At 60.0% G+C, this 26,888-nt stretch carries 26 protein-coding genes and 1 pseudogene; 13 read left to right on the forward strand and 14 right to left on the reverse strand.

The window, feature by feature from the left end; all coding sequences use genetic code 11:
- Positions 1-29: 29 nt before the first annotated feature.
- From B3N48_RS13555 to ppx, 4 genes are all read left to right on the forward strand, one after another.
- Positions 30-695 (forward strand): amino acid ABC transporter permease, encoded by a 666-nt coding sequence (locus B3N48_RS13555; protein WP_296184523.1) that lies wholly within the window; start codon positions 30-32, stop codon positions 693-695.
- On the forward strand, positions 692-1,342 hold the full coding sequence (locus B3N48_RS13560) for an amino acid ABC transporter permease (RefSeq protein WP_296185005.1): 651 nt from the start codon (positions 692-694) through the stop codon (positions 1,340-1,342). Before B3N48_RS13555 ends, B3N48_RS13560 begins: the two co-directional genes overlap by 4 nt.
- The gene (locus B3N48_RS13565; protein ID WP_296184524.1) at positions 1,329-2,063 is read left to right on the forward strand and encodes an amino acid ABC transporter ATP-binding protein; all 735 of its coding nucleotides are present in this window, start codon (positions 1,329-1,331) and stop codon (positions 2,061-2,063) included. Before B3N48_RS13560 ends, B3N48_RS13565 begins: the two co-directional genes overlap by 14 nt.
- A 201-nt stretch (positions 2,064-2,264) precedes the next feature.
- Positions 2,265-3,767, forward strand: a complete 1,503-nt coding sequence (gene ppx, locus B3N48_RS13570; protein WP_296184525.1) for an exopolyphosphatase — start codon at positions 2,265-2,267, stop codon at positions 3,765-3,767.
- On the opposite strand, the gene ppk1 is transcribed toward ppx, so the two are convergent.
- Complete coding sequence (gene ppk1, locus B3N48_RS13575; RefSeq protein ID WP_296184527.1) at positions 3,754-5,976, reverse strand: polyphosphate kinase 1; 2,223 nt, start codon at positions 5,974-5,976, stop codon at positions 3,754-3,756. The genes ppx and ppk1 overlap by 14 nt on opposite strands.
- A gap of 346 nt (positions 5,977-6,322) precedes the next feature.
- On the opposite strand from ppk1, the gene B3N48_RS13580 reads away from it, so the two are divergent.
- Both B3N48_RS13580 and elbB read left to right on the forward strand, forming a co-directional pair.
- Positions 6,323-6,952 (forward strand): DedA family protein, encoded by a 630-nt coding sequence (locus tag B3N48_RS13580; RefSeq protein WP_296184530.1) that lies wholly within the window; start codon positions 6,323-6,325, stop codon positions 6,950-6,952.
- A gap of 91 nt (positions 6,953-7,043) precedes the next feature.
- On the forward strand, positions 7,044-7,727 hold the full coding sequence (gene elbB / locus B3N48_RS13585) for an isoprenoid biosynthesis glyoxalase ElbB (protein ID WP_296184533.1): 684 nt from the start codon (positions 7,044-7,046) through the stop codon (positions 7,725-7,727).
- Here the strand turns inward: elbB and B3N48_RS13590 are convergent.
- Positions 7,724-8,176 (reverse strand): YaiI/YqxD family protein, encoded by a 453-nt coding sequence (locus B3N48_RS13590; RefSeq protein ID WP_296184534.1) that lies wholly within the window; start codon positions 8,174-8,176, stop codon positions 7,724-7,726. The two genes, elbB and B3N48_RS13590, sit on opposite strands and share 4 nt — an antisense overlap.
- 328 nt (positions 8,177-8,504) lie before the next feature.
- Between B3N48_RS13590 and B3N48_RS13595 the strand changes: the two genes are divergently transcribed.
- The 4 genes and pseudogenes from B3N48_RS13595 (at position 8,505) to B3N48_RS13610 (ending at position 11,657) form a co-directional block, all read left to right on the forward strand.
- On the forward strand, positions 8,505-9,905 hold the full coding sequence (locus B3N48_RS13595) for a COG3014 family protein (protein WP_296184536.1): 1,401 nt from the start codon (positions 8,505-8,507) through the stop codon (positions 9,903-9,905).
- 12 nt (positions 9,906-9,917) lie between these two features.
- Positions 9,918-10,289, forward strand: coding sequence for a YcfL family protein (locus B3N48_RS13600; protein ID WP_296184538.1), 372 nt, complete (start codon positions 9,918-9,920; stop codon positions 10,287-10,289).
- Positions 10,290-10,324: 35 nt separating this feature from the next.
- Entirely contained in the window at positions 10,325-10,915 is a 591-nt protein-coding gene (lpoB, locus tag B3N48_RS13605; protein ID WP_296184540.1) for a penicillin-binding protein activator LpoB, read from the forward strand.
- A gap of 2 nt (positions 10,916-10,917) precedes the next feature.
- A pseudogene (locus B3N48_RS13610) lies at positions 10,918-11,657 on the forward strand (penicillin-binding protein activator LpoB).
- A gap of 143 nt (positions 11,658-11,800) precedes the next feature.
- Here B3N48_RS13610 and B3N48_RS13615 read toward each other — a convergent pair.
- From B3N48_RS13615 to abc-f, 3 genes are all read right to left on the reverse strand, one after another.
- On the reverse strand, positions 11,801-12,427 hold the full coding sequence (locus B3N48_RS13615; protein WP_296184542.1) for a LysE family transporter: 627 nt from the start codon (positions 12,425-12,427) through the stop codon (positions 11,801-11,803).
- Positions 12,428-12,531: 104 nt separating this feature from the next.
- On the reverse strand, positions 12,532-13,134 hold the full coding sequence (locus B3N48_RS13620) for a mechanosensitive ion channel family protein (RefSeq protein ID WP_296184544.1): 603 nt from the start codon (positions 13,132-13,134) through the stop codon (positions 12,532-12,534).
- Positions 13,134-15,044, reverse strand: a complete 1,911-nt coding sequence (abc-f, locus tag B3N48_RS13625; protein WP_296184545.1) for a ribosomal protection-like ABC-F family protein — start codon at positions 15,042-15,044, stop codon at positions 13,134-13,136. The genes B3N48_RS13620 and abc-f overlap by 1 nt, the downstream gene beginning before the upstream one ends.
- A 46-nt stretch (positions 15,045-15,090) precedes the next feature.
- On the opposite strand from abc-f, the gene B3N48_RS13630 reads away from it, so the two are divergent.
- A complete protein-coding gene (locus B3N48_RS13630; RefSeq protein WP_296184546.1) occupies positions 15,091-15,558 on the forward strand; it encodes a TIGR02444 family protein in 468 nt (155 codons plus the stop codon).
- Here the strand turns inward: B3N48_RS13630 and B3N48_RS13635 are convergent.
- On the reverse strand, positions 15,555-16,724 hold the full coding sequence (locus B3N48_RS13635; protein ID WP_296184548.1) for an AlgP family protein: 1,170 nt from the start codon (positions 16,722-16,724) through the stop codon (positions 15,555-15,557). The two genes, B3N48_RS13630 and B3N48_RS13635, sit on opposite strands and share 4 nt — an antisense overlap.
- Before the next feature lie 193 nt (positions 16,725-16,917).
- On the opposite strand from B3N48_RS13635, the gene B3N48_RS13640 reads away from it, so the two are divergent.
- Positions 16,918-17,595, forward strand: coding sequence for an FKBP-type peptidyl-prolyl cis-trans isomerase (locus tag B3N48_RS13640; protein ID WP_296184550.1), 678 nt, complete (start codon positions 16,918-16,920; stop codon positions 17,593-17,595).
- 59 nt (positions 17,596-17,654) lie between these two features.
- Here B3N48_RS13640 and rsd read toward each other — a convergent pair whose 3' ends face one another.
- The 8 genes from rsd to B3N48_RS13680 form a co-directional block, all read right to left on the reverse strand.
- A complete protein-coding gene (gene rsd, locus B3N48_RS13645; RefSeq protein WP_296184551.1) occupies positions 17,655-18,113 on the reverse strand; it encodes a sigma D regulator in 459 nt (152 codons plus the stop codon).
- A gap of 183 nt (positions 18,114-18,296) precedes the next feature.
- Positions 18,297-18,824, reverse strand: a complete 528-nt coding sequence (locus tag B3N48_RS13650) for a disulfide bond formation protein B (protein ID WP_296184552.1) — start codon at positions 18,822-18,824, stop codon at positions 18,297-18,299.
- Positions 18,825-19,073: 249 nt separating this feature from the next.
- Entirely contained in the window at positions 19,074-20,321 is a 1,248-nt protein-coding gene (locus B3N48_RS13655) for a heme biosynthesis protein HemY (RefSeq protein ID WP_296184554.1), read from the reverse strand.
- The gene (locus B3N48_RS13660) at positions 20,318-21,460 is read right to left on the reverse strand and encodes a uroporphyrinogen-III C-methyltransferase (protein ID WP_296184556.1); all 1,143 of its coding nucleotides are present in this window, start codon (positions 21,458-21,460) and stop codon (positions 20,318-20,320) included. Before B3N48_RS13660 ends, B3N48_RS13655 begins: the two co-directional genes overlap by 4 nt.
- 51 nt (positions 21,461-21,511) lie before the next feature.
- Positions 21,512-22,285 (reverse strand): uroporphyrinogen-III synthase, encoded by a 774-nt coding sequence (locus B3N48_RS13665; protein WP_296184557.1) that lies wholly within the window; start codon positions 22,283-22,285, stop codon positions 21,512-21,514.
- Positions 22,282-23,223, reverse strand: coding sequence for a hydroxymethylbilane synthase (gene hemC / locus B3N48_RS13670; RefSeq protein WP_296184559.1), 942 nt, complete (start codon positions 23,221-23,223; stop codon positions 22,282-22,284). Before hemC ends, B3N48_RS13665 begins: the two co-directional genes overlap by 4 nt.
- A 306-nt stretch (positions 23,224-23,529) precedes the next feature.
- Entirely contained in the window at positions 23,530-24,276 is a 747-nt protein-coding gene (locus B3N48_RS13675) for a LytR/AlgR family response regulator transcription factor (protein WP_296184561.1), read from the reverse strand.
- Complete coding sequence (locus tag B3N48_RS13680) at positions 24,273-25,355, reverse strand: sensor histidine kinase (RefSeq protein ID WP_296184562.1); 1,083 nt, start codon at positions 25,353-25,355, stop codon at positions 24,273-24,275. The genes B3N48_RS13675 and B3N48_RS13680 overlap by 4 nt, the downstream gene beginning before the upstream one ends.
- 123 nt (positions 25,356-25,478) lie before the next feature.
- Between B3N48_RS13680 and argH the strand changes: the two genes are divergently transcribed.
- Positions 25,479-26,873, forward strand: a complete 1,395-nt coding sequence (argH, locus tag B3N48_RS13685) for an argininosuccinate lyase (RefSeq protein ID WP_296184563.1) — start codon at positions 25,479-25,481, stop codon at positions 26,871-26,873.
- Positions 26,874-26,888 lie beyond the last annotated feature (15 nt).

Here is a 26,888-nt window from a genome sequence, read left to right on the forward strand (position 1 = left end):
TCAGTCATCGCGTCTGCTGGGGTTTTCAGATGGCCTATAAATTCGACTTCATTCCGGTCCTGCAAAACGCCGACCTGCTGCTGCGTGGCGCGCTGTTCACCCTTGAACTCACGGCCATCGGCACCTTGCTAGGCGTCAGTGTCGGCATTGTCGGGGCCATCGTCAGGGCATGGAAGATTCAGCCGTTCTCAGCGCTGTTCGGGGTCTATGTCGAGCTGATCCGCAATACGCCGTTTCTGGTGCAACTGTTCTTCATCTTCTTCGGCCTGCCGTCGCTGGGCGTGCAGATTTCCGAATGGCAGGCGGCTGTGTTGGCGATGGTGATCAATCTGGGCGCGTACTCGACCGAAATCATTCGCGCAGGCGTCCAGGCGATCCCCCGTGGTCAGCTGGAAGCCTCCGCAGCGCTGGCGATGACGCGTTTCGAAACCTTTCGCCACGTGGTGCTGATTCCCGCGCTGGGCAAAGTCTGGCCGGCCCTGAGCAGCCAGATCATCATCGTGATGCTCGGCTCGGCGGTCTGTTCACAGATCGCGACCGAGGAGCTGAGCTTTGCCGCGAACTTCATTCAGTCACGCAATTTCCGCGCGTTCGAGACGTACATCATCACCACGCTGATTTACCTGTTCATGGCGCTGATGATTCGCCAGTTGCTGGCGTGGGTTGGTCGTCGCTACATCGCGAGGAGTCGCTGATGGATTTCACGCTTTGGGACATCGTGCGCAATCTGCTCACCGGGCTGCAATGGACGCTGGCGTTGTCGCTGGTGGCGTTCATTGGCGGCGGGGTGATCGGCCTGATCGTGATGACGATGCGCATCTCTGAAAAAGCGTTCTGGCGCAGGCTCGCCCGTTGCTACATCGAGCTGTTTCAAGGCACGCCGTTGTTGATGCAGCTGTTTCTGGTGTTCTTCGGTGTGGCGCTGATGGGGGTGGACATTTCGCCCTGGGTCGCGGCCGCTCTCGCCCTGACGTTGTTCACCAGCGCCTACCTCGCCGAAATCTGGCGAGGCTGCGTGGAGTCGATTTCCAGCGGTCAGTGGGAAGCCTCGGCGAGCCTGGCCCTCACCCCTTTCGAACAGCTGCGTTACGTGATTTTGCCTCAGGCGCTGCGCATCGCTGTGGCCCCCACCGTGGGCTTTTCAGTGCAGGTCGTCAAAGGCACCGCCGTGACATCGATCATCGGCTTCACCGAACTGACCAAGACCGGCGGGATGCTCGCCAACGCGACGTTCCAGCCGTTCATGGTTTACGGCTTTGTTGCGCTGGGCTACTTCCTGCTGTGTTACCCGCTGTCGCTCAGCGCCCGCTATCTGGAAAGGAGACTGCATGCCTCTGCTTAGAATTTCCGCCCTGCACAAGTACTACGGTGATCACCATGTACTCAAAGGCATCGACCTCAGCGTCGAGGAGGGTCAGGTCGTGGCGATCATCGGTCGCAGTGGCTCGGGCAAAAGCACGTTGTTGCGCACCCTCAACGGGCTGGAGTCGATCAACGACGGCGTGATCGAAGTCGATGGCGAATACCTCGACGCCGCACGCGCCGACCTGCGCAGCCTGCGGCAGAAGGTCGGCATGGTGTTTCAGCAGTTCAACCTGTTCCCGCACCTGACCGTGGGTGAAAACGTCATGCTTGCGCCGCAGGTGGTGAAGAAGACCTCCAAGGCCGAAGCGACCAAACTGGCCAAAGAGATGCTCAACCGGGTGGGCCTGGGCGAGAAGTTCGACGCGTTTCCCGATCGTTTGTCAGGCGGGCAACAACAGCGCGTGGCGATTGCTCGGGCCCTGGCGATGTCGCCAAAAGTGTTGCTGTGCGACGAAATCACCTCGGCGCTGGACCCGGAACTGGTCAATGAAGTGCTTAGCGTGGTGCGGGAACTGGCCAAAGACGGCATGACCCTGATCATGGTGACCCACGAAATGCGTTTTGCCCGGGAAGTCGGCGACAAACTGGTGTTCATGCATCAGGGCAAAGTGCATGAGGTGGGCGATCCGCGAGAATTGATGGCCAACCCGAAAACGCCTGAACTGGCGAACTTCATTGGCTCGGTCGAGCACGCCTGACCGGTCACTCGTTGTCGCATGCTTATCAGTGGGAGCCGCCTTGGTGGCGAAAGCGGAGTGTCAGTCAACATCTTCAGGGCTGACCTGCCTTCGCCACCAAGGCGGCTCCCACAATGTCCGTAGCGCAAATGTGTCGTCGTGTTTGGCGACGATGGCGGTTCGTGGCACGATGGCGGGGTTATCGACCGAGACCTTTTGATCATGTCGCCATCCACAGCCAAAAACCTTTCGCTGATCGCCGCGATCGACCTGGGCTCCAACAGCTTCCACATGGTGGTCGCTAAAGCGCATCAAGGTGAAATCCGCATCCTTGAGCGGCTCGGCGAGAAAGTGCAGTTGGCCGCCGGGATCGACGACGAGCGCAAGCTCAACGAAGAATCCATGCAGCGCGGGCTCGACTGCCTCAAGCGTTTCGCGCAACTGATCAACGGCATGCCATCGGGCGCCGTGCGTATCGTGGGTACCAACGCCCTGCGCGAAGCACGCAATCGCAACGAATTCATCCACCGTGCCGAAGCCATTCTCGGACACCCCGTTGAAGTGATTTCCGGTCGCGAAGAAGCACGCCTCATTTACCTGGGCGTTTCTCACACCCTCGCCGATACGCCGGGCAAACGTTTGGTGGCGGACATCGGCGGCGGCAGTACCGAGTTCATCATCGGCCAGCGCTTCGAGCCGCTGCTGCGCGAGAGCCTGCAAATGGGCTGCGTGAGCTTCACCCAGCGCTATTTCAAAGACGGCAAGATCACCCCCGCACGCTACGCTCAGGCGTACACGGCTGCGCGGTTAGAGATCATGAGCATCGAACACGCCCTGCATCGTCTGACGTGGGATGAAGCCATTGGCTCGTCCGGCACCATCCGCGCCATCGGCCTGGCCTTGAAAGCGGGCGGCCATGGCAACGGCGAGGTGAATGCCGAAGGCCTCGCCTGGCTCAAACGCAAACTGATGAAGCTCGGCGAAGTCGACAAGATCGACTTCGACGGCATCAAGCCTGACCGACGCGCGATCTTCCCGGCGGGTCTGGCGATTCTCGAAGCGATCTTCGACGCCCTCGATCTGCAACGCATGGATCACTGCGACGGTGCCTTGCGTGAGGGGGTGCTGTATGACCTGCTGGGTCGTCATCACCACGAAGACGTCCGCGAGCGCACCCTTGGCTCGTTGATGGACCGGTATCACGTCGATCTGGAACAGGCCGCACGGGTCGAGCGCAAAGCGCTGTCAGCGCTGGAGCAGGTCGCAACGGCGTGGGGGTTGGAAGACGATCTGTATCGCGAGCTGCTCAGTTGGGCCGCGAAGGTGCATGAAGTAGGCTTGGACATCGCCCATTATCACTACCACAAGCACGGCGCGTATTTGATCGAGCACTCGGACTTGGCGGGCTTTTCGCGGGCAGACCAACAGATGCTCGCGCTGCTGGTGCGCGGTCATCGTCGGAACATTCCCAAGGACAAGTTCGCCGAATTCGGCGATGAAGGCGTAAAGCTGATTCGTCTGTGCGTGCTACTGCGCTTCGCGATCCTGTTTCATCACATTCGCGGCACCCAAGAGATGCCGCAACCTGTGCTGAAAGCGGATGGCAACAACCTCGACATCCTCTTCCCCGATGGCTGGCTGGAAAACAACCAGCTGACTCAGGCCGACTTCGCGCTCGAAGCGGAGTGGCTGACCCGAGTCGGCATCGTCCTCAGCGTACGCTGAGGACCGGGTTGCTTAACTTCTCCAGAAGTGACGCCTGCACATTGCGGGCGTTCTGGTTGCCGGTCGGGGTGCTGCGGATGTAGCGCCCATCCGGCTGTAGCAACCAGGCATGAGTGTTGTCGGTGAGATACCCCTCCAACTCCTTCTTCACGCGCAGAATCAGCTTTTTGCCTTCCACCGGGAAGCAGGTCTCGACACGCTTGTCGAGGTTGCGCTCCATCCAGTCGGCGCTGGACAGAAACATCTGCTCGTCGCCGCCGTTGAGGAAATAGAACACGCGGGTGTGCTCCAGGAAGCGGCCCACAATCGAACGCACCTGAATGTTGTGGGACACCCCCGCAACGCCAGGGCGCAAGCAGCACATGCCGCGCACGACGAGGTCAATCTTCACGCCCATCTGACTGGCTTTGTACAGCGCGCGGATAATCTTCGGATCGGTCAGCGAGTTGAACTTGGCGATGATGTGCGCGGGCTTGCCGTCGGTCGCGAATTGCGTCTCGCGGGCGATCATGTCGAGCATGCCTTTTTTGAGCGTGAACGGCGCGTGCAGCAGCTTCTTCATGCGCAGCGTCTTGCCCATGCCGATCAACTGGCTGAACAGCTTGCCGACGTCTTCGCACAAGGCGTCGTCGGAAGTCAGCAGGCTGTAGTCGGTGTAAAGCCGCGCATTACCGGCGTGATAGTTACCCGTGCCGAGGTGCGCGTAACGCACGATCTCCCCCGCCTCGCGACGCAGGATCAGCATCATCTTGGCGTGGGTCTTGAAGCCGACCACGCCGTAGATCACCACCGCCCCCGCCGCTTGCAGGCGGCTGGCGAGTTGCAGGTTGGACTCTTCGTCAAACCGCGCCCGCAGTTCGATGACCGCCGTCACTTCCTTGCCGTTGCGCGCGGCATCGACCAAGGCGTCGACGATTTCCGAGTTGGCCCCGCTGCGGTACAGCGTCTGACGCACGGCCAGCACGTGCGGGTCTTTCGCGGCCTGACGCAGCAAATCCACCACCGGCGTGAAGGATTCAAAGGGGTGCAGCAGCAGAATGTCCTGCTTGCTGATCACGTTGAAGATGTTTTCGCTGTTCTGCAAAAGCTTCGGAATCGCCGGGGTGAACGGCAGATATTGCAGCTCCGGGTGGCTGTCCAGGCTGGTAATGCTGAACAGGCGCGTCAGGTTGACGGGGCCGTTGACCTGATACAGCTCGCTCTCGCTCAGGTTGAATTGCTTGAGCAAGTAGTCGGACAAGTGTTTCGGGCAAGTGTCAGCCACTTCCAGACGCACCGCATCGCCGTAGCGACGGGAGAACAACTCACCCCGCAGCGCGCGGGCCAAGTCTTCGACGTCTTCGGAATCCAGCGCCAAATCGGCGTTACGGGTCAGGCGGAACTGGTAGCAGCCCTTGACCTTCATGCCCTGGAACAGGTCATCGGCATGCGCGTGGATCATGGAGGACAGAAACACATAGTTGTCGCCAGGGCCGCCCACGTCTTCCGGCACCTTGATGACGCGCGGCAACAGACGCGGCGCCGGGATGATCGCCAGACCCGAATCACGACCGAAGGCGTCGATGCCTTCCAGCTCGACAATGAAGTTCAGGGATTTGTTGACCAGCAACGGAAACGGGTGCGTCGGGTCCAGGCCGATAGGGGTGATGATCGGCGCGATTTCGTCGCGGAAATAACGACGCACCCAGGTTTTCAGCTTGGTGGTCCAGTAACGACGGCGAATGAAGCGCACCTGATGCTTTTCGAGCTCGGGCAGCAGAATGTCGTTAAGAATGGCGTACTGGCGGTCCACATGGCCGTGAACCAATTCGCTGATGCGTGCCAGCGCCTGATGAGGCTGCAGGCCGTCGGCACCCGCCTGTTCGCGGGCGAAGGTGATTTGCTTTTTGAGACCGGCGACGCGGATTTCGAAGAATTCGTCCAGGTTACTGGAGAAGATCAGCAGAAACTTGAGGCGTTCGAGCAGCGGATAGGACTCATCCAGCGCCTGCTCGAGTACGCGAATATTGAACTGCAGCTGCGATAACTCGCGATGGATATAAAGGCTGCTGTCATCCAGGTTGGGAATCACGATCGTCGGTGCGACGACAGGCTGCGGCTCAGCGGCAGGCAGTACTTCGATGGTCGGCTCAACCACGGACGTGACTTCTTGGGAAATGGCCTGGGGTTCAAGTTCAATTGAGGCTTCGGTGCTTCCTTCGGTACTCATGAATAATCCTGTAAGGCTTTTGCCCTGTAACAGTTGGGCCGGTAGGACGGCCGAAGAGATCGGTCTGTCAGTCCCTTCACGACAACAGAAAGGACGATCAGCAGCGCAGAGCAGTCACACCGGACACCTGCGAGCCCGTGCGTGCGGGCAAACGTGACAGTTATAAGCCAGCATTGTGACTCGCGCATGACAGTTGTGTGTCCACCATACGCCGTAGGACTTAAACACGCTCTCTAGACGGCATTTCCGCGTGAAACGTAAGAAACTTTAACGTAGTGACACATTTGGACACTTTCCTGAATGTGTCCGGCGCGTTAGGCTGCGCGTTCATTTCGCCAGCACCCATATGATGCTCCAGCATTTTTTACAAGAATTTGGCTACTTCGCCCTCTTCCTCGGAACCTTCTTTGAAGGTGAGACCATTTTGGTCCTCGCTGGATTTTTAGCGTTCCGAGGCTACATGGACATCAACCTGGTCGTGGTGGTTGCCTTCTTTGGCAGCTACGCAGGCGATCAGCTCTGGTATTTCATGGGGCGCAAGCATGGCCGCAAGCTTCTGGCACGCAAACCGCGCTGGCAAATGCTCGGTGATCGTGCGCTGGAACACATTCGCAAGCATCCGGACATCTGGGTGTTGAGCTTTCGTTTCGTCTACGGTTTGCGGACGGTCATGCCCGTAGCCATTGGTCTTTCCGGGTACCCGCCGGGACGCTACCTATTACTCAACGGCATCGGCGCCGCGATCTGGGCAGCGGCGCTAGGCGCAGCGGCCTATAAATTCGGTGCCGTACTGGAAGGTTTGCTGGGCAACGTCAAGAAATACGAGCTCTGGGTGCTAGGTGCGCTACTGGTGATCGGCGGTTTGCTGTGGATCTGGCGCCGCATCAAATCTGCTCGCCTCGAGCGAGAGGCCAAACAGGCCAAGACGCTGCCTGCAACTGCAGAGGCCGAGGCCAAGAACCAGCCGGACGAATGAACCTGCCCCGCTACTTTGCTGCCCAACGCACATTGAGTTAGCGCTCCAAGTGATCACCCCGGTTTTGGAGCGCTCAAGAGGGAGCACAGGCATGAGCAAAAAAGTGGCCGTTATTCTTTCCGGTTGTGGCGTCCAGGACGGCGCGGAAATTCATGAAAGCGTGCTCACCCTGCTGCGCCTGGATCAGCGCGGCGCGCACGTGAAATGCTTTGCACCGAACATCTCCCAACACCACGTCATCAATCACCTCACGGGCGAAGAAATGCCCGAAACCCGCAATGTGCTGGTGGAATCGGCGCGCATCGCTCGCGGCGCCATCGAGGACATTCGCGAAGCCGACGTCACTGAATTTGACGCATTGATCATTCCCGGCGGATTTGGCGCTGCAAAAAATCTGTCGAACTTCGCGACGCAGGGGCCCGATTGCCAGATTCAGGCAGAAGTGCTGGCCATGGCCGAAGCTTTCGCCAGCGCCGGCAAACCGATCGGACTGATCTGTGTGTCCCCGGCATTGGCCGCCAAAATCTATGGCCCTGGCGTGACCTGCACCATCGGTAACTGCTCCGAAACCGCTGCCAAAATCACCAAGATGGGTGGCAGGCACGAAGCATGCGAGGTGGCCGACATCGTTGAGGACAAGGCCCGCAAACTGGTCAGCACCCCGGCGTACATGCTGGCCTCATCCATCGGCGAAGCAGCTTCGGGGATCAACAAGTTGGTGGATCGGGTGTTGGAGTTGGTGCAAGAAAACGACGCGCAAGCAACGACGCCCTAACTGCGAGCCAGCCGGGTCAATATCCGGTCCAGCGAATTGGCAAATGCCTGCTTCTCGCGATCACCATAAGTCCCTTGACCGCCGCCGGCTTGGCCCTGCTCGCGCAGGTCGGTGAACAGATTGCGCACCGCCAGCCGTTCGCCCATGTTCTGCGCATCGAACTCCTTGCCCCGCGGATCCAGTGCAGCAACGCCTTTCTTGACCAATCGGTCGGCCAACGGCACGTCGCTGCAGACCACCAGCTCACCGGGCACGGCATGCTCCACCAGATAATCATCAGCCGCGTCGGGCCCACTGGGGACAACGATCAGCTTGACCCGCGCAAACGCAGGCCGGGGCACGGCTTGCCCCGCTACCAGCACAACCTCGAACTCGCGCTTGAGGGCGAATTTGACCACCTGATCCCGCGCTGCCTTCGGGCAAGCGTCAGCATCGATCCAGACCCGCATCAACAAAACTCCCTCATCAAAATCGACATCAACACCTCTCACTTGGCGACAGTTGATCACTTCTTCCTCGATTGTCCAAACGCTCAGGCCTGGCCATTCAGAAAAATATAAATCCTTATGTCGGACGCTTCTGAAAACACCGTGCGACATCAAAAAGCCATTGTTTCACCCGCCTCGGTCCTCATAATCCTCGATAATCCTCGCCGCCCATAAGTAGCACCCGGCCATCACGCGATGGTTGAACGAGTGAAAGCGGCCCGCTTTCCTCCAAATGGAATTGCACAGCCCGATGCCGTGGCACCGGCTGACGCTCTCAAGGACAGATTCGATGCGACCTCGCGCCCTCGGCACGCTCCTGCTGATCGTGGCTGTGCAACTGACCGGCTGTGCCGTATTCCGCAGCTACGACACCGAGCTGCGACAAACCAACCAGCAACTTACCGCCGGGAATGTCGACGGCGCACTCATGCTGCTGGAAAAACACAACACCGGCGACGACAAGGATCTTCTCTACTACTTCGAGAAGGGTGAACTGCTGCGCTCCAAAGGCGACTTGGCCGGAAGCCAGGCGGCGTGGGGTCGCGCCGATCAAACCGTTATTGCCTGGGAAGACGCGGTCAGGTTGGACAGCGATAAGTACCTGGCCCAGTTCGGCAGCTATATGGTGAACGACAAAGTGCGCCGCTACGAAGGCTATGACTACGAAAAAGTCATGCTGACCACGCAGATGGCGCTCAACCGGCTGGCTCAAAACGATTTCGACGGTGCCCGCACCGAGATCAAGAGAACCCATGAACGCGAAGCCGTGATCGCCGAGCTGCGCGACAAGCAATACCTCAAGAGCGAAGACGATGCCCGAAGCCAGGGCATGATGTTTCAGTACAAGGACCTTCAGGGCTATCCGGTCGAAACCCTCGATGCCCCGGAAGTCGTGAACCTGAAGAACAGCTATCAAAGTGCATTCAGCCATTACCTCGCGGGTTTCGTGTACGAGGCACTGGGCGAAAAAGACTTGGCCGCGCCGGGCTATCGCCAGGCGGCAGAATTGCGTCCGAACACCCCACTGCTGGACCAGGCATTGCTCGACCTCGACGCCTCGGGCAGCAAAAGCACCACTGAGGGTAGCGATGTACTGCTGGTGGTCCAGACCGGCCTCGCACCGGCACGTGATTCGATCCGGATCCCGCTGCCACTGCCGATCGACAACAACCTGATCATCACCACCCTTTCGTTTCCGGTGATCAAGGCCGACGACTCGACGCCGTTCTTCAACCAGGTGGGTGTGGACGGTCAGCCAATTAATCTGACTGCTCTCAACAGCACCAACGCCATGTCCCGCCGCGCGCTGCGTGACGACATGCCCGGCATTCTGCTGCGTACCACCGTGCGCGCCATCAGTCGAGGCGTGGCGCAGAAGAAGCTCAATGAGGTCAACCCGCTCGCAGGATTGGCCGTCGGCATCGCTTCCGCCGTGACCGAGGGCGCTGACACACGTACGTGGCGCACGCTGCCGGACAACACGCTGGTGGCCCGTATACGCCTCAAGCCGGGCGAGCATTACGTCACACTGCCTTCTTCACTGGGCGGCACCCACGTGCAACTCAAGATTGACCGTCCTTACCAAGTCGTCACCCTGCGTGCCCTCGGCAATCAGGTGTTCACCAGCGGCCTTGCGGCTCAGGTGATGCCGTCGAATCCGTCGCAGGCCGTGGCGATCAACACCCCCTAACCGAGACACGACATGCTTCGTACTATGTGCGCCCTGATGGCCGTGGCCATGCTGGCCGGTTGCACCACCCCACCGCCTCCCGCACCGGGCAGTGCCGCCAGCAAGGTGGTCGCCCTTGGTGACCTGAAACATATCGAAATCGGCCCAATGCGGGTCGCCCGGGAAAACGGCCTCATGACGGTCAACGTCTCGCTGAACAACACCAGCCGTTACACCAAAACGATGTATTACCGCTTCGCCTGGCTGGGCGATGACGGCTTTCCGGTGGCCGAGCCCGAAGCCTGGAAAAGCCTGATGGTGTATGGCTCGCAACGCAGTTTCCTGCCCGCCATCGCGCCTGTGGCCAAAGCCACAGACTTGCGCCTCGAAGTCAAAACCCCTTGATGTGCCCTGTTCGCTCAGCAAACGAGACCCCTTGCATGCCTTTCTTTCGCCTCTCCCTGCTCGCCGCCGTTGCCCTGCTGGCCACCGGATGCGCCAACAACTCGCCCACGCTGGGCAGCAAAAATATCCGCTACGGCGACACCAAGGCCGTGGAAACCGTGACCAACGAGTTCGGTTCTACTGATCTGCAACTGATCGCCGAAAGCATGACCCGCTCTCTGGCCCAGTCCGGCAGTTTGCAGGGCCGCCCGGTGGTTCAGGTCTATGACGTGAAGAACAAAACCAGCGAGTACATCGATACCCGCGAAATCACAACGTCGATCAAAACCCAGTTAATGAAGTCCGGTACTGCGCGCTTCGCCAGCGACAACACCGACATGCAGAGTCAGGTCGAGCAGTTGAAGCTGCAAAACCAGAGCGGCCTGTACAGACAGTCCACGGTGAGCAAGACCGGCAACATGGTCGCCGCCAAATACCGCCTTGAAGGTTCGATCAGTTCGATCGTCAAGCGCAGCAGCGACTACAAGGACGTCTTCTACAAATTCAGCCTGCAATTGATCGACGTCGAAAGCGGACTGGCCGAATGGATGGACGAAAAAGAAATCCGCAAAACCACGGAGCGCTAACAATGCGTGCATGGATCAGCATCTTCGGGCTGGTGTGCGCATTTGGCGCCCAGGCCGCGCCGAAAATCGCGGTCACCGACATGGCGTTCGAGCGGCAGGTGGAGGAATACATCCACACGGTGTCAGCGCAAAGCCGCTCTCAGGCCAACGCCTACAGCGCCAGCGGCTCCGCCAGCTACAACGAGTACGAAGCCCGTACCACTTACATCGAGCAGGGCGAGCTGCGCAAATTCAGCGGGGACATCAAAGGCGAGATCCTCAAGTCGGGAATGTTCCAGTTGGTGCAGGGCACGCCGTATAGGGCCAGCACGAACGAAGACGTGTACGACGTCATCGCGCGCATCAAGAATGGCGACTTTAAAGGGGCTGATTACGTGCTGTTCGGCACGGTGTCGGACATCGACTTTCGCCAGGACATCAATGAAATCGCCAACACCCATGCCCACTCTTCGGTGCTGGGCTTGGCACTGGTGGCCGATTCAGTCTGATCAACACCCGCACGTTCGCAATCACGTCGGCGTTCACAGCAATGGGCGAAGGTCAGGACACCAAGCTGGTCAACGGCAATGACTTGCGCGTCACGCCGAACCGGGGTCGGGTGGTGAAAGATGTGTCGAAGTCCATTGGACTGGATGTGGCGCGGCAGTTGGGGGAACAACTAAGGGGTGAAGTCGAGTATCAGGCACCACCTGCGCCTCGGCACAACCTGCCGCGTGACGAAGCGCCGAAAATCTTGCGTTGAGCTTTAAGGCCTTGGCAAATCAATTGTGGGAGGGAGCGTGCTCACGAAAACGTTGTATCAGTCACTGTCGATGTGACTGCCTGATTGCCTTCGTGAGCAAGCTCATTCCCACAGTTTGCACATCAACCAGCCTTGGCCCGGCATCAAGCGCGGTGCAATGTTGCAAGGAACGCCGCCGCACTGACGAACAAACCGGCAAACGTGCGGTTCATACGGCGTTGCTGCTTGGGCGATTTGAGTGCTCGAAGCACTTTCGACGCCAGCCCGGTATAGCCCGCCATCACGATCAGATCCACGCAGACCATCGTCACGCCGATCGTCATGTATTGAGGGAATTGCGGCAGATGAGTGTCGATGAACTGCGGCAGGATCGCGAGCATGAACACCAGAGCCTTGGGGTTGCTAATGTTCACCAGAAAACCGCGTGTGACCAACGCCAGCGGCTTGCCGACCGGGCGGATGGCCGCGTCGTCAGACAGATCGCTCGGCATCGCCCGCCACTGTTTGATACCGAGGTACACCAGGTAGGCGACGCCAAACCACTTGATTATCGTGAAGGCCAGCGCCGAAGTGGCCAGCACCGCACCGAGGCCTGCGGCGACGATCGCGATCTGGACGACCAACGCCACTTGCAGGCCCAACGCATTCCAGTAGCCGCGCCAGAATCCGTATTGCAGACCGCTGGACATCGATGCAATGGCACCGGCGCCAGGCGAAAGACTGATGACCCAACAGGCAGCGAAAAACGCCAGCCACGTTTCGAGCGACATGACACACCTCAGGCAGAACGGGAACTGTGTCTAACCTAATGTTTGCTCAGGGGAAAGACCAATTATTTCTAACTGTTACGCTGCCTTCGCTCGCAACTGTGAGGCTATTTCGACGCGGGATCGTCGGCGCGCTTCTCGCCGGAAATGATTGCCATGCCATCGTTGCCGCGCCAGCGGCGAATCGACTTTTGGAAGAACTGGCTGTTGGGCACTTGCACCAGCGTGCCGCCCAACTCGGCCGGTTCGACCAGCGTGGTGAACATCAGGTTGATGGCCGTGACGCGGCCCTTGATGCCAGGCTTGTCTGTAGTGTCCACCAGTTCGACCACGTCGCCGATGCGAAACGGCCCCATGGTGAAGATGAACACGGCGCACAGCAGGTTTGAGAGCACGCTCCACATGGCGAAAAACGCCACCGCCGCCACGGCCACGAACCCCGAGAGCGCCGCCCACAGCACCGACGCGGAAACACCCAGACGCCCCAGCACGGCCACGAACGCCGTGCCCATGATCAGCCAGCGCAACCCGCCACGAACCATTACCAACAACTCGGGCGGTAACAACGGATAACGTTCGGCCATTCGGTTCAGGAACCGCGCCACGAACCGTTGCAAGGTGTAGCCGATCAGTAGGATCAACAGAATCTGCAACCCAATGAGGATCGGCTCGATCCAATACGCCGGAACCGGTAACGCCAGCGATTCCATCAGGACAACGCTTCCAGCTCGGCCTGCATCGACTCCAGCAGTTCCAGCGCTTCCATCCACGCCTCTTCCAGCTCGGATTCACGCGCCTTCAGCTTGGCCTGATCCGCTAACACGTCGCGCAGCTTGTCTTTGTTCGCGGCTTCGTAGATGGCGCTATCGCCCAACGCTGTCTCGATCTTGGCCAGCTTTTCATGAACCGTGCCGAGTTCCTTTTCCAGCTTCTCGGCTTCACGTTTGTGCGGCGCAAGCTGCTGACGCAAAGCTGCTGCCTGCTGGCGCTGGGCCTTTTTGTCGGTTTTGTCGGCGTTGACCGACGTGTTGCTGACCGGGGCATTACGTTGCCGATAATCAGCCAGCCAGCGAGTGTAGTCGTCCAGATCGCCATCGAACTCTTCGACCACGCCATCCGCGACCAGCAGGAAATTATCAGTGGTGCTTTTGAGCAGATGACGGTCGTGAGACACCACCAACACCGCGCCACTGAATTCTTGCAGGGCCATGGTCAGGGCCAGGCGCATCTCCAGATCCAGGTGGTTGGTCGGTTCGTCGAGCAGCAGCAGGTTTGGCTTGTCCCAGGCGATCAAGGCCAGCGCCAGACGCGCCTTTTCACCCCCGGAGAAATTCAGTACGGGCTCTTCCAGACGCGCACCCCGGAAGTCGAAACCACCGAGAAAGTCACGCAGCGTCTGCTCGCGCTCGGTTGGCGCGATGCGCTGCAGGTGCAGCAGCGGACTGGCCTTGGCATCGAGCGAATCCAACTGATGCTGGGCGAAGTAGCCGACGACTGTGTTCTCGCCGCGCAGCAAGCGCCCGCTCAACGGCTCAAGCTCACCGGAGAGGTTTTTGATCAGGGTGGATTTACCCGCGCCGTTCGGCCCGAGCAGCCCGATCCGCGCACCCGGCGTCAGTTGCAACTTGACCTTCTGCAGCACGGCCTTGTCGCCATAGCCCAAACGCGCATCGGACAGGTCCAGCAACGGACTGGAAATCTTGTCGGACTCACGGAAGGTGAAGTTGAAAGGGGAATCGACATGGGCAGCGGAGAGTTCTTCCATCCGCTCCAGGGCTTTGATCCGGCTCTGCGCCTGACGCGCCTTGGTCGCTTGAGCCTTGAACCGCGCAATGTATTTTTCCATGTGCGCACGCTGGGCCTGCTGCTTCTCGTAGGCTTGTTGCTGCTGGGCCAGACGTTCGGCGCGGGCCCGCTCGAACGCACTGTAGCCGCCACGATAGAGCGTGATCTTTTTCTGGTCGACGTGAGCGATATGGTCAACCACGGCGTCGAGAAAATCCCGGTCGTGGGAAATCAACAGCAGCGTGCCCGGATACCCTTTCAGCCAGTCTTCGAGCCAGAGAATGGCATCGAGGTCCAAGTGGTTGGTGGGCTCGTCGAGCAGCAACAGGTCCGACGGGCACATCAGGGCCTGCGCCAGGTTCAGGCGCATCCGCCAGCCACCGGAGAAACTGCCGACTTGACGTTCCATCTGCTCGTTGGTGAAGCCCAGTCCGGCGAGCAATTTGCGCGCGCGGGCGTCGGCGGTATAGCCGTCGGCGCTGTCGAGTTCCGAATGCAGACGGGCTTGGGCAGCACCGTCGTGAGCCGCTTCGGCGGCCGCCAGGTCTTGTTGGACCTGACGCAGACGCACGTCGCCATCGAGCACGTAGTCCACAGCCAGGCGTTCGAGGGTATCGACCTCCTGGCGCATGTGGGCGATGCGCCAATCGGCAGGCAGCGAGCAATCGCCGTTATCGGGGGACAGTTCACCCCGCAGCAAGGCGAACAGGCTGGATTTGCCGGCGCCATTGGCGCCGATCAGGCCGGCTTTCTGGCCAGCGTGCAGGGTCAGCTCGGCGTCTTCTAGCAGACGTTGCGGACCACGCTGTAAGGTAAGGCTTTGAAGTCTGATCATAATGGCGGCGGAGTCTACCAGCTTCGTCCAAAACAGGTAGATGACTATGGCTTCCGACCTCTGGAGTTTCACCCTCGATTTCTACGCTCGACCAGGCGTGGAGCAAGCCTGCCTGACGTTGCAGGCCAAAGGCGGCAACGTCTGCGCCTTGTTATGCGGCGTCTGGCTTGATCAGCGCAACATCCCGTTCAACCCGCAGCGCGCCGAGGAAATCAGACAATTGGCCACGCCTTGGCACGACCAGGTCGTCGGGCCGCTCCGCGCAGTGCGCACACAATGGAAGGCCGCCGCAGCGACAGACGAAGAACTCAGCGCGCTACGTGAGCGGGTGAAGGGCTTGGAATTGGACGCCGAGCGGGAGCTGTTAGTGCGGTTGCAGCGCTTGATTCAGGATTGGCCTGAGCACGCGGCTGAGCATTCAGGGGTGTGGCTAGGAGCGCTCGCAGGCGAAGCGGCAGAGAAAGCCCCCGACGCGCTGCAGGTCCTGCAACGGGTCGGGGTCGATCTTATTTAGGAAGCGCTGTTAGACGACGAACCGGTCGCTGGCGTAGCAGCTGGCGCAGCAGGAGCGGCTGGGGCAGGCGTAGTCGAAGTGGACGACGCTGGCGCTGGCGTTGCAGGCTTGGCAGCAGCTGCCGGAGCGGCAGGTTTGGCAGTCGATTGACTAGCAGGTTTGGCGGCAGCGGGTTTCGCAGCACGCTTCACGGCTGGCTTGGCAGCGGCGGATTTAGCGGCCGGCTTTGCAGCGGCAGGTTTAGCAGCCGCTGGCTTGGCAGCTTTCGATGCTGCGGGTTTAGCGGCGGCAGTCACGGGTTTCGCAGCGGCAGGTTTAGCCGCAGGTTTAGCGGCGGCTGGCTTGGCAGCCGATGGCTTGGGGCCCGGTTTAGCGGCTGGCTTCGCAGCAGAACTCACTGGCTTGGCAGCAGGTTTTGCAGCGGCAGTTTTCGCAGGTGCCTTCGCAGCGGCCGATGTGCTCGCGACAGGTTTTGCGGCGGGTTTGCTGGCCGCTTTGGCGGCAGGCTTAGCCGCAGTCTTGGCCGCGACCGGCGCGTTGACGGCGGCGGACTTAGCGGCGGTGGTTCTGGCGGCCGGCTTGGCCGCAGCGGCTTTCACCGGCGCTTTGGCAGCAGCAGGTTTGGAAGCAGGGGCTTTCGCAGCAGGTTTGGCAACGGCGGGCTTGGCAGCGGCAGACTTGGCAGGTGCTTTCGCCGGTGCCTTTACAGCGGGCTTGGTCGCCGCTTTAGCAGCAGGCTTGGCCACTTTGGTCGGCGCCTTGGTTGCGCGATCGCTCAGCGCTTTGCCCACGGCCTCTTTGACACGACCAATGCCCTGCGCCAGCTTCAGGCTTTCCTGAGCGTCGCGCTTAAGGTTGAGAATGTATGTGCGGGTTTCGGTCTGACGGTCTTTCAACGCGTCCAGCAACGCTTCAAGTTCAGCGATTGCGTCTTTAGCCTTGGTCTGGGCCTTGGCTTTGCCGGCAGTGGCGGCATCCTGCAATTTAGTGCGGGACTTGTGCAGTTTTTCCTGTGCCTTGCCGCGTTGCTTTTCAAGCTTGGCGAGCAACTTTTCGGCATCAGCCAGCGCTGTCGAGCAGGCATCTTCAAGGTGTTCGAGCAAGCTGCTCGAAAGCTGTTGGAGCAAATGCAAGGGAGTGTTTACTGGCTTCTTGTTGGCCGACATGATTTACCTCCTGGCTGATTTGAATGCGGCTCATACTAGACCTCTGCCCGCACTGCCGCTAGGGGCTGTAACCCTTTCCACTTGACACTGCAAATCGCGCGCTGTTGCACGTCGGCCAAAATCCCTTCACATCGTCATCACATTTGCTGCCGGGCGCTGGCATAATCGCGTCTTCCCAGGCCGGAGAGCATTCATGTCGCGCTACTTCTTAATGTCGTTGTTCCTCTTGGTAAACCTTGCACACGCGACCGATGCTGCACCTTCTAACAACACCCATGATCTGTCCTACAGCCTGGGTGCAAGCCTGGGTGAACGGTTGCGCCAGGAAGCCCCAGATTTGCAATTGCCTGCCCTGATCGAAGGCCTGCAACAGGCGTATCAAAACAAACCGCTCGCCATCAAACAGGAACGCATGGAGCAAATCCTCAGCGATCATGATGCAGCGCTTGCGCAAGCGGAAAACGCCGGCCAATCCGAACCACAGACCGAAGCCGCGCTGAAGGAAGAGCGCAAGTTCATGGACGCCGAAAAAGCCAAGCCCGGTGTTCGCCAGCTTGCCGACGGTATCCTGATGACCGAATTGACCCCGGGCAGTGGCGCCAAACCTGATATCAATGGCCGTGTTCAAGTGAAATACGTTGGCCGCCTGCCTGACGGCACGATCTTCGACCAAAGCCAGCAGCCACAATGGTTCCGCCTCGACAGCGTGATCGCCGGCTGGACCACCGCACTCGTGGACATGCCAGTGGGTGCCAAATGGCGCCTGGTGATCCCGTCCGCGCAGGCCTATGGCGCGGAAGGCGCAGGCGACCTGATCGACCCGTACACCCCGCTGGTGTTCGAAATCGAGCTGCTGGCGGTGTCGCAGTAAAAATGCTGGTACAACAAAAAGGGCGCCGCAATGGCGCCCTTCTTGAAGCCTGAACCGACTCAGGCCTGCACGGCATCTTGCTCTTTGTGCGCGTTATGCAGGACTTCGATCAGGCAATCCTCCAGCTCGAAACGCTCGTGCAGCAAACAGCCCAGCTCCTTGAACTTCTCCGCCACGCATTTACCTTCGTCACACAGATCATTGAAGGCCAGCAGCTTCTCGGTGATCACATCGATGCGGGGATAAAGCGTATCGGCGAGTTCCAGGCCGCGCTGATCGTTGAATGCCTTGGCCTCGCCCGTCAGTTGCTCATAGATTTCAAAATGACCTGCCGATACGTAGTCGACGAGCGTGCCGCAAAATTCCTGCAGCTGTTTGGTGGTCTCGGACAACGCTTCGGGCTCGGCGCCTAGTACATCGTACGCCTTGATCAGCTCGTTGCGTTCCAGCAACCAACGGTCGATCAATTTGTGAACCCCACCCCAGCGTTCCTGAGCGTTCTGACAACTTTCGAGCATGATGTTCTCTCTTCCCTTCAGGGGCATGCTGCTGGTGATCGACTGGCGATAAGGCCGGATGCGTGCAAAAACCGGCTCTGAAATACGTCGACAGCAGCATTATTCCGATAACGCGTGCGGGCCAGATTATGCCCGTGCGTCGAGGCCATCAAGGTACGCAGACGATAAAGTTCATACAAGTGTTTAATCGCTGGCGTCGATATCTATTGATCTGAATTGGCAAAAGTCGATCAACAGGTGGTACATCGCGAATAGGCTAACGGCTGCAAACGCCAGCAGGCTCCACTCCGGGAGACTGATGCCAAACAGTGACCAGGTGATTTCAGAGCACCCGGCAGTGCCTGCAAGAATCATCCACAGCACCTTCAGCCAAGGCTGGGTATCGAGTAAATACTGTTGATTCACGAGGCAAGCCGCCAGGTTCTCCGGCGGCGCTGCTTGTAGCCAGACCTGCCGCCCTGCCAATGCAGCCCCCGTGAGCGATGGCAGCAGCAAAAGCCCGGAATAAACGCGCCACCCCGACATGCGCGGCGCGTGCAGCACCGCCGCTAAACAGATGACAGCACAGGCGAGGAAAAGGCCTCGCTGTGCAAGACAAAGCGGGCATGGGGCGTTACCTACCACGCGCTCAAGATAAAACGTCGCACCCACAATCAGCGCACAGGCGAAAAATGCCAGAAAGAAAAGAAAGCGTGTGCGAGCCAGATGCATGGAAAATCCGTAACAAAAGACGAAGGCGGTTACGGTAGAGGAAAGCGAGACCCGCTTTCAAGGCGACCGCAGGAGGATATTTCTTAGCGTGAGTAGGGATTCACCGACCGCACAGGTAGGAAATCGCGCTCTTCTGGCAGTGATGGAGACAGAAACTGTACGAATTTTGGGAACGGTCTTACGCGCGTTATGGATTTCCCAGCAAAAAGGCCCGTATTCAGGGCCTTTTCACAATGACGCTGCTGCGCTTCAGGCCCGGGCGAGCGCAGGCAGCGGACGAGCGAGTAAACGCTCGTCCAGCAAGCCGAGCCCCTCTTGGAAGAGCTGATTGCTGCGTTCAGTTTCACCCAGTTGACCAAGCAAACGTGCAAGCTCTGCGCAGGCTTCAGGATTACGTTGCAGTCTGAGGCTGCTTTCGAGGTAATCGCGAGCTTTGCCCCACAGGCTGCTCTGCAAGCAGAGACGGCCCAATGTCAGCAGCAGGCCCGGATCGTCCGGATGCTGCTTGAGCCAGCCCTCGGCGGTCTGCAATTGCTTGCCGGGATCACTTCCGCGCACCAGCCCGTAAAGTCTGGCGAGATGACTGTTGTAATCGCGTTTCATCGCGTTACGCAGGATCTCCTCGGCCTGCACATCAGCCCCATGACGCCGCAATTGCTCTGCGTAGGCCAGTACCAAGGCTGGCTCTTGACGTTGCGCCGAGGTCAGTTGCTGCCATGCGGTTTCCAACGCAGGCAAGCCGGCAGGCCCCGATTCATTGTCGGCACCCTGATAGGCGACTAACGAGAGGTTTTCGCCCCAGGCGCGTTTTTCCAGTTCAGCCAGTTCCTGCGCAGGCAAGACTTTGTCCTTGCGCAGTTCAGGCATGAGACGGATAAGCTCAGGCCACTGTCCACGTTGGCGATACAGCCGCTGTAACTGACGCAGCACTTGCGGATTGTGCGGATGACGCTCGTGCATCGCGTGCAAGGTTTCCAGCGCGCCATCGTTGTCGCCGCGGTCCAGTTGGAGCTGGGCGTGATTCAACGCGATCGCCAATTCAGCATGAGGCTGACGCTCAAGTGCGCGCTCCAGCAAGTTATCGCTCTCGTCATAACGGCCCTGCTCATTGGCAGCACGAGCGGCTCCAAGGTAGTAGAGCAACGGTTCTCGCTCGGCCTCCGCGGCGCGGTGCAGATAACGCTGCGCGCTGGCCCAACGGCCCTCTGCAAGGTCTAGCTGGCCGCGCTCGATCGCGATCTGCGCACGACGGCTGCGGTTGCGCCGGGACCAGGGGTTGACCACGCCGCCGGAGGTCGTCAGCAGCCGAATCAGTCCCCGCACCAGCCAAAGCACAAACGCGACAAACACTAGCAACGCCAGGGCTGCCCAGAGGCTGGACTCATAGCGGAACGAGTCGTAAGCGATCAGCACGTAGCCGGTGTGACGAGAAATCGCCAGCCCCAACAACGTTGCAAGCACGATCAGGAAAAAGACGATGACGTAGCCGCGCTTCATGGCTTGCTCCCTGCCTGGGCCCCTTCAGCGGGTTTATCCAGCGCACCGCCCACCGGCGTGTGGCGCTGCTCCAGGTAGGCTTGCACTGCACTCAGGCTCGGGGTCAGATCAGGTGTGATCACCGCCACCGGCTGCTTGGCCAGTTCGTCCAGATGCTCGCCCAGCGCTTTGCTCTGGGGGTTGTCCTGATTGAAATTGGCGTCCAGCACACTACGCGCCTCGGTCACCGCCTTGGCATAGACAGGCTGTTCGCCGTTGAGCGCGGCCCACTGCGCTTGTTCCAGCGCCAGACTCAACGCCAGGCGTACTTGAGTCAGGCTCTGGCCAGCCAGCAACGGGCGGACATTTTTGTCCGCGTGGAAGTCGAGGCGAATGTATTGAGAGATTTTGTCCCACCACTTTGCCCAGTAGCTGTCTTCCTGGCCATCAGTCAGCCCCAGCAGGGACTCGCCTTTGTCTTTGTATTCGGGTGCCAGGGCCGTCAGCTGAGTCGCCTGATCGCGCAAGGCTGCCAGCTGCAGGAACAGGCCGGTGCGGTCAGGTTGATCGACGCTGTGCAGCGCTGCCAGGCTCTTGGCGAGTTGCTCACGTGCAGCGTAGGCGCCCGGATCGTCCTGTTCGCGCAGAATCTCATCGGCACCCTGCACCAGGGCTTGTGCGCTGTTGATGTCCTGAAGCGCAGACAGGCGAAGGCTTGCCAACCGCAGGAGGTGCTCTGCCTCGGCCAGACGCCAGTCTTTGCGACTGGCGCCGAGCACGGTTTCCAGACGTTGGCTCAGACGTTGCTGATCGCCCTGCAACTGCGTGACCAGTCGACGACGGTCTTCCAGCTCCTGAGCAGGGGGCAATTGCGCAAGCCGCGCGGCCAATTGCTGCTCGCTCTGCTGCAAGGTGCGGGTCTGCGAACCGAGGTCATCCAACTGCCCGGACTGCTGCTGATGGCCGACCTGTATTGCGCGCAATTGCCACACGCTCCAGCCGCCGATAGCCACGCCCGCAGCGCCCAGCAGCAGTGCCAGAATGGCCAATCCGTTGCTGGAACGGCGCGGGGAAGGTTCTTTTCGCGCCGGATCCGGCAATGGTTCGGATTTGGCCAGTACCGGTTCAACGCCATCATTAGGCAAGACTGTTTCGCTCACGTATCCATCCTATGCATTTGGGCGTAATCGCGTAATCCGACCCGTCGATCATTACGCCTGAGAGGCAGGTGCAGGATGAGCCTGCAGCGCTGCCAGCAAGGCCGAAGCGCTGGCGCCCCGGCAGTCCACTACGGTCAGAGCTCCGGCCTCACGCGCCTGTTCAGCGACCCGCGGGCTCGGTACGAATATAGGCATCTGTGCGAGTTCCGGCCACGCGTCACCAGCCAACTCGCGCAGATGTTGAAAACCCTGTCCACTGCTGACCACCAGCCCGTTCAAGCGTTCCGCCGCCACCCGTTGCGGCAGGACGAAAGCCGGATACTGCGGCAGATTGCGGCGATACAACGGCAGATAATCGACCGTCACGCCCTGTTCGCGCAGGCGCTCGGCCAATAATTCGCGACCGTCTTCGCCGCGCATGATCAGCACCTTGGGGTCGTAGCCGCGGAGGGCGTCATGAAGTTGGGGGAGTTCGAGCAATGCTTCGCTGTCTTCGGCTTGTTCAGGGAAGTACACGCGCAGGCCGTAATCATCGAGAATCTGCGCAGTGGCCGCGCCCACGGTGAACCAGGTCTGCATCGGCGGCTGCGGCCAGACCTCGTCGACCCGTTCCAGCCCCAACCGCGCGGCAGGCTTGCTGACGACGATCACGGCGCAATAGGCCGCAAGGTCGTAAATGATCGAGCGACTCTCTTCGGACACCGGCAACGGCTCGATTTCCAGCAGAGGCAAGCTGGTGCTGAACACGCCCGCCTGCGCCAGTGTCTCGGCAAGGGCTCGGGATTCTTCGGCCGGGCGGGTCAGCAGCAGACGCCACCCCTTCACGCTTCGTCCGCCTCGCCGTAAACCGCCTTGAGGATTTTCGCAGCGCCTTGCGCCAATAACGCCTCAGCGACTTGCACGCCCAGCGCTTGAGCATCGGCGTGTGGCGCGCGGGCGTCGGCGTGCAGAAGCACGCTACCTGTGGGATCTCCCACCAGGCCGCGCAGCCACAGTTGGTCATCCTCCAGAACGGCGTAACACGCGATCGGCACCTGACAACCACCATTGAGGTGTTTGTTCAGCGCTCGCTCGGCCGTAACGCGCAGGGCGGTGTCGGTGTGATGAAGCGGGGCCAGCAGCGCGTGCAGCTCGGTGTCGAGGCTGCGGCATTCGATACCGACCGCGCCCTGCCCGCCCGCAGGCAGACTATGGTCGACACTGATCGCCGAGGTGATGCGGTCTTCGAAGCCCAAACGAATCAAGCCCGCCGCCGCAAGGATGATGGCGTCGTATTCGCCCGCATCGAGCTTGGCCAGACGGGTGTTGACGTTGCCGCGCAGAAAGTGAATGTTCAGATCGGGGCGAAGCGCCAGTAATTGTGCCTGGCGACGCAGGCTCGACGTGCCCACGACACTGCCCGCTGGCAGCTCCTCGAGGCTGGCGAACGTGTTTGAGACGAACGCGTCGCGCGGGTCTTCTCGCTCACAGATGCAAAACAGGCCCAGGCCCTGTGGGAAATCCATCGGCACGTCTTTCATCGAATGCACGGCGATGTCCGCTTCGTCTTCCAGCAGCGCGGTTTCCAGCTCTTTGACGAACAGGCCCTTGCCACCAATTTTCGACAGCGGCGAATCCAGCAGTTTGTCGCCCCGGCTGACCATCGGAACCAGCGTCACAATAAGGCCGGGGTGAGCGTCTTGCAGGCGAGCCTTCACGTATTCGGCCTGCCAGAGTGCCAACGCGCTTTTGCGCGTGGCGATGCGGATTTCGCGAGTGGACATGAATCGATCCGTACTGAGTGAATGCGGCGGATGATAACAGCTAGGCCCAATCGGGCCGAATGACTGTCATCAATCTGCGCGCATCATGTTCTCAATCGATGCACGGAGGCCATGCGACGGCGTGTCGCTCGTGACAACCGGACATCGTTTTAACAGCACGGCTTGCCGGCAGCGGCATGTGCGAGACCCTGCTTGTGCAGGAGAGCTTGCTCGCAATGCGGCCGGTGCACCCGGCACAGACCTCGGCGGCTGACAAATCGAATCGCGAGCAAGCTCACTTCTACAAAGGCTAGACCCGACTGAAAACTACAAGTGCTGCATCATCTTGCGCACCCCGGCTACGTGCCGGCGGCTGACGATCAGTGCGTCGCCATTCAGCCCTTTCAGGAAGAGCTGGAAATGCCCCAAGGGCGTGCGCTGCAAACGCTCGATACGGTCACGGGCTACCAAGGCGTTGCGATGGATGCGCACGAAGCGATCCCCGAACTCGTCTTCCAGTGCCTTCAACGGCTCGTCGAGCAGGACTTCGCCATCTTCATGGCGCAAGGTCACGTACTTGTGATCCGCGATGAAGTAGATCACGTGGTCCAGCGGGATTAGCTCAATGCCTTTGCGCGTGCGTGCACTGATATGGCTACGAGGTCCGTTTCCGCTTTCGGCGGCAGGGCGAGTCATTGCCGCCAGTTGCACGCGATTTGGCCGTTCGGCCTTGCGCAATGCTTCAAGCAGATTTTCAGGACGCACCGGTTTGACCAGATACCCCACGGCGCTGACTTGAAAGGCTTCCAGCGCAAATTCATCGTGGGCCGTGCAGAAAACCACGGCAGGTGGTGTGTCGCGTTCGCATAATTTGGCCGCAACCTGCAGCCCATCAAGGCCCGGCATGCGGATATCGAGTAAAACCACGTCGGGTTTCAGACTATCGATCAGCGTCAAGGCTTCTTCGCCATTGGTGGCGCTGGGTTCCAGGACCCGATAACCCTCGAGGTCGCCAACCAGACGGCTCAGGCGATCGCGGGCTAGGGGTTCGTCATCAACGATCAGGACATTCATATTGCTCTGGCTTCCTGCGTGAGTCTCGCACAAGGATAGCGTAGACAGGTGAAGTGACGACCGTCACGGCGCTCCACGGTCAGACTCGCGAGAGGTCCAAAAAGTGCCGTGATCCGGGCGCCTATGTTTGCCAAGGCTTGCTGAGTGCCATTTGAGGTCTGCCGGGAGGCGACTTCTTCGTAGGGATTACTGACATGCAATATGAATACTCCCCGTTCGTAGTGCGCCTCGACCCTGACCACGCCGCCTTCAACACGGGGCGCAATGCCGTAGATCAACGCGTTCTCAAGTAATGGCTGCAAGGTTAGCTGGGGAATCGGCAAGTCGTCGGGAATTGCGCTGACATCCCAGTCCAACTGTAGACGCTCGCCAAGTCGATATTGCTCAATCGATAGATAACGTCGGGCCAACTCCAGCTCTTCCCCCCATGTCGTCAGGCTGCCGGGTTTGCCCAGGCTGGCGCGAAACAGGTCGGAGAGGTCGAGCACCGCCTGCTCAGCCTTGACCGGGTCGCTGCTGACCAGACTGGCGATGCTGTTAAGCGTGTTGAACAGAAAGTGCGGCCGGATACGCGCCTGCAGCGATTCGATACGGGCTCGCAACTCGGCCTGTTGCTGCTTGCGCCACTGACTTTGCAGATAAAAGTAGCGCAACATCAGCGCCGACATGATCAACGCAATCAAACCGTAGCGAAGATAACGCTGGACGTCGCTGTCGACTGGCAGCGCGCCGTCCAGCTGGCAATAGTCGGTCACGGCTGTGCAGGCCAGTGTCACCGCCACCACCAGCAGGCAGCCCATGGCGCCCGCCATCCCGGGTTTGAGGCGCGCCAGCCACGGGCGCAAACCGCATAGCAACGCCGCAGACAGCAACACGATCCATTGCACGAACAGCGAAATCAGCGCCAGTCGCACCCAGTCGAAGCCCGGGCGCATCGGCTCTACCAACACCAGCACCAAGACCAACAGTTCGGCAAGCACGATCAGCACCAGCAGCGCCTGCGGCAGGCACAGTTCCGGAAGGAAGAACTCTTTGCCGGGAGCAGCGTTCTGACCCGGTTTATTGCGCTCGGTTTGCATGGCCTCAGTCTCTGCGCTCGTCCCTTGTCGGGCAAGCTGTCCGGGATAAAAAAGCAGCAATGCTGTTATCATCGCCGCGCCTTTTAAATCAGCACCGTCATCATCAGAGCAGCGAGCGAAACCATGAGCACCGACAAGACCAACCAGTCCTGGGGCGGCCGCTTCAGTGAACCCGTCGACGCCTTCGTCGCACGCTTCACCGCCTCCGTCACCTTCGATCAGCGCCTTTACCGCCACGACATCATGGGCTCCGTCGCCCACGCCACGATGCTGGCGAAAGTCGGTGTGCTGACTGACGCCGAGCGCGACACCATCATCGATGGCCTGAAGACCATTCAGGGTGAAATCGAAGCGGGCACCTTCGATTGGCGCGTGGACCTGGAAGACGTGCACATGAACATCGAAGCGCGTCTGACCGACCGCATCGGCATCACCGGCAAAAAACTGCACACCGGTCGCAGCCGTAACGATCAGGTGGCCACTGACATTCGCCTCTGGCTGCGTGATGAAATCGACCTGATCCTGGCCAAAATCACGCGCCTGCAAGAAGGTCTATTGGGCCTGGCCGAACGCGAAGCCGAGACCATCATGCCGGGCTTCACTCACCTGCAGACCGCGCAGCCGGTCACCTTCGGGCATCACATGCTCGCCTGGTTCGAAATGCTGAGCCGCGACTATGAGCGTCTGGTTGACTGCCGCAAGCGCACCAACCGCATGCCGCTGGGCAGCGCAGCGCTGGCGGGCACCACGTACCCGATCGATCGCGAACTGACCTGCCAGCTGCTGGGCTTCGAAGCCGTGGGTGGCAATTCGCTGGACAGCGTGTCCGACCGCGATTTCGCCATCGAATTCTGCGCCGCTGCCAGCGTGGCGATGATGCACCTGTCGCGCTTCTCCGAAGAGCTGGTGCTATGGACCAGCGCGCAATTCCAGTTCATCGATCTGCCGGACCGTTTCTGCACCGGCAGCTCGATCATGCCGCAAAAGAAAAACCCTGACGTGCCGGAGCTGGTCCGTGGCAAGAGCGGCCGCGTGTTCGGCGCGCTGATGGGCCTGCTAACGCTGATGAAGGGTCAGCCGCTGGCGTACAACAAGGACAATCAGGAAGACAAAGAGCCGCTGTTCGACGCCGCCGATACCCTGCGCGATTCGCTGCGGGCCTTTGCGGACATGATCCCTGCGATCAAACCGAAACACGCGATCATGCGCGAAGCGGCCCTGCGCGGTTTCTCGACCGCGACCGACCTGGCTGACTATCTGGTGCGCCGTGGCCTGCCATTCCGTGACTGCCACGAGATCGTCGGCCACGCCGTCAAATACGGGGTGGAGACTGGCAAGGACCTGGCAGAAATGACGCTGGAAGAACTGCGTCAGTTCAGTGATCAGATCGAGCAGGATGTGTTCGCCGTGCTGACGCTGGAAGGCTCGGTGAACGCCCGGGACCACATCGGCGGCACCGCACCGGCGCAGGTCAAGGCTGCGGTGGGACGCGGCAAGCAGTTGCTCGCGACCCGCTGATTTCGAATCTTAGGA

The organism is Pseudomonas sp. UBA1879 (assembly GCF_002338065.1).
GTDB lineage: Bacteria > Pseudomonadota > Gammaproteobacteria > Pseudomonadales > Pseudomonadaceae > Aquipseudomonas.

Excerpts from the sequence above, each read along its gene's own strand:
- B3N48_RS13555 (WP_296184523.1), top strand. The coding sequence starts at position 30 with ATGGCCTATAAATTCGACTTCATTCCGGTCCTGCAAAACGCCGACCTG.
- B3N48_RS13565 (WP_296184524.1), top strand. The coding sequence starts at position 1,329 with ATGCCTCTGCTTAGAATTTCCGCCCTGCACAAGTACTACGGTGATCAC.
- ppx (WP_296184525.1), top strand. The coding sequence starts at position 2,265 with ATGTCGCCATCCACAGCCAAAAACCTTTCGCTGATCGCCGCGATCGAC.
- ppk1 (WP_296184527.1), bottom strand. The coding sequence starts at position 5,976 with ATGAGTACCGAAGGAAGCACCGAAGCCTCAATTGAACTTGAACCCCAG.
- B3N48_RS13580 (WP_296184530.1), top strand. The coding sequence starts at position 6,323 with ATGATGCTCCAGCATTTTTTACAAGAATTTGGCTACTTCGCCCTCTTC.
- elbB (WP_296184533.1), top strand. The coding sequence starts at position 7,044 with ATGAGCAAAAAAGTGGCCGTTATTCTTTCCGGTTGTGGCGTCCAGGAC.
- B3N48_RS13590 (WP_296184534.1), bottom strand. The coding sequence starts at position 8,176 with ATGCGGGTCTGGATCGATGCTGACGCTTGCCCGAAGGCAGCGCGGGAT.
- B3N48_RS13595 (WP_296184536.1), top strand. The coding sequence starts at position 8,505 with ATGCGACCTCGCGCCCTCGGCACGCTCCTGCTGATCGTGGCTGTGCAA.
- B3N48_RS13600 (WP_296184538.1), top strand. The coding sequence starts at position 9,918 with ATGCTTCGTACTATGTGCGCCCTGATGGCCGTGGCCATGCTGGCCGGT.
- lpoB (WP_296184540.1), top strand. The coding sequence starts at position 10,325 with ATGCCTTTCTTTCGCCTCTCCCTGCTCGCCGCCGTTGCCCTGCTGGCC.
- B3N48_RS13615 (WP_296184542.1), bottom strand. The coding sequence starts at position 12,427 with ATGTCGCTCGAAACGTGGCTGGCGTTTTTCGCTGCCTGTTGGGTCATC.
- B3N48_RS13620 (WP_296184544.1), bottom strand. The coding sequence starts at position 13,134 with ATGGAATCGCTGGCGTTACCGGTTCCGGCGTATTGGATCGAGCCGATC.
- abc-f (WP_296184545.1), bottom strand. The coding sequence starts at position 15,044 with ATGATCAGACTTCAAAGCCTTACCTTACAGCGTGGTCCGCAACGTCTG.
- B3N48_RS13630 (WP_296184546.1), top strand. The coding sequence starts at position 15,091 with ATGGCTTCCGACCTCTGGAGTTTCACCCTCGATTTCTACGCTCGACCA.
- B3N48_RS13635 (WP_296184548.1), bottom strand. The coding sequence starts at position 16,724 with ATGTCGGCCAACAAGAAGCCAGTAAACACTCCCTTGCATTTGCTCCAA.
- B3N48_RS13640 (WP_296184550.1), top strand. The coding sequence starts at position 16,918 with ATGTCGCGCTACTTCTTAATGTCGTTGTTCCTCTTGGTAAACCTTGCA.
- rsd (WP_296184551.1), bottom strand. The coding sequence starts at position 18,113 with ATGCTCGAAAGTTGTCAGAACGCTCAGGAACGCTGGGGTGGGGTTCAC.
- B3N48_RS13650 (WP_296184552.1), bottom strand. The coding sequence starts at position 18,824 with ATGCATCTGGCTCGCACACGCTTTCTTTTCTTTCTGGCATTTTTCGCC.
- B3N48_RS13655 (WP_296184554.1), bottom strand. The coding sequence starts at position 20,321 with ATGAAGCGCGGCTACGTCATCGTCTTTTTCCTGATCGTGCTTGCAACG.
- hemC (WP_296184559.1), bottom strand. The coding sequence starts at position 23,223 with ATGTCCACTCGCGAAATCCGCATCGCCACGCGCAAAAGCGCGTTGGCA.
- B3N48_RS13675 (WP_296184561.1), bottom strand. The coding sequence starts at position 24,276 with ATGAATGTCCTGATCGTTGATGACGAACCCCTAGCCCGCGATCGCCTG.
- B3N48_RS13680 (WP_296184562.1), bottom strand. The coding sequence starts at position 25,355 with ATGCAAACCGAGCGCAATAAACCGGGTCAGAACGCTGCTCCCGGCAAA.
- argH (WP_296184563.1), top strand. The coding sequence starts at position 25,479 with ATGAGCACCGACAAGACCAACCAGTCCTGGGGCGGCCGCTTCAGTGAA.